At 64.7% G+C, this 1,319-nt stretch carries 1 protein-coding gene; it reads left to right on the forward strand.

What is annotated here, in order from left to right; all coding sequences use genetic code 11:
• Positions 1–73: 73 nt before the first annotated feature.
• Positions 74–1,287, forward strand: a protein-coding gene (locus JCR33_RS24660; protein WP_232372814.1) for an IS3 family transposase whose coding sequence is annotated in 2 segments (ribosomal slippage) — positions 74–407 and positions 407–1,287 — 1,215 coding nt in all. Because the reading frame shifts where the segments join, the coding sequence is not laid out codon by codon here.
• The last annotated feature ends 32 nt before the right edge of the window (positions 1,288–1,319 follow it).

Raw genomic sequence — 1,319 nt, forward strand, 5'->3', positions numbered from 1 at the left:
TGAAGTGCCCCCCATTTCGACCGGACAGCTGGCGTAAGCAGAAAGGCTCAAGGATATCCTTGAAGACAGGCTTATGTCGGAGGACTATCAGCGGATCGAGCTGATCACGGGGACGCGGCGTCGTCGGCATTGGTCGACGGACGAGAAGCTGCGGATCATCGAGGAGAGTCTGGAGCCGGGCGAGACGGTCTCATCGGTCGCCAGGCGCAACGGCGTCGCGCCGAACCTTCTCTACCGCTGGCGACGCCTGATGAACGAGGGAGGCGTCGCGGCCGTGGGATCGGACGAGCCGGTTGTCGGGAGCTCCGAGGTGAAGAAGCTGGAGGATAAGGTCCGCGAGCTCGAGCGCCTCCTGGGCCGCAAGACGATGGAGAACGAGATCCTGCGCGAGGCGCTCGCCAAGGCGCAGGCAAAAAAACCGACCTGGCGGCCGCCGTCGCTGCGGAAGGACGGTTCCCGGTGAAGCGGGTGGCCGAGACGCTCGGCGTGTCCCGCTCCAACCTCATCGAACGATCGCGGAGCCGATCGAAGCCACGTGGTCCATACAAGAAGACGGCCGACGCGGAGCTGCTGCCGCTCATTCGCCGCCTCGTGGACGAGCGGCCGACCTACGGCTATCGCCGCATCACGGCCCTTCTCAACCGCGAACTCATCAGAGCGGATCGGCCGTTGGCGAACCGCAAGCGGGTGCATCGGATCATGCAGCGCCACGCGCTCCTCCTCGAGAGACACACCGGCCGGCGCGAAGGACGCGTTCACGACGGCAAGGTCGCTGTCATGCGCTCGAACCTCAGATGGTGCTCCGACGGCTTGGAGTTCGCCTGCTGGGACGGCACGGTCGTACGCATGGCCTTCATCATCGACGCCTTCGACCGCGAGATCATCGCCTTCACGGCCGTGTCCGGTGCCGGGATCAGCGGTTCGGACGTGCGCGACATGATGCTAGAGGCAGTGGAGACGCGCTTCGGCACCACTCGGGCACCGCACCCGATCGAGCACCTCTCCGACAACGGCAGCCCATACACGGCCAAGGACACCAGGGACTTCGCCGCAGCGCTCAACCTCGCCCCCTGCTTCACGCCGGTGAGGAGCCCGGAATCGAACGGCATCTGCGAGGCCTTCGTCAAAACCTTCAAGCGCGACTACGTTCGCATCAGCCCCTTGCCGGATGCGCCCACCGCGCTCCAGCAGATCGCCGGATGGATCGAGGACTACAACGAGATCCATCCTCATTCGTCGCTCAAAATGCTCTCCCCGAGGGAGTTCATCCGAGCTCAGGTTCAATAGCCGGCATGTCCGGTGAAACGGGGAGCACTCCA

It is taken from the genome of Acuticoccus mangrovi, assembly GCF_016411865.1.
Lineage (GTDB): Bacteria > Pseudomonadota > Alphaproteobacteria > Rhizobiales > Amorphaceae > Acuticoccus > Acuticoccus mangrovi.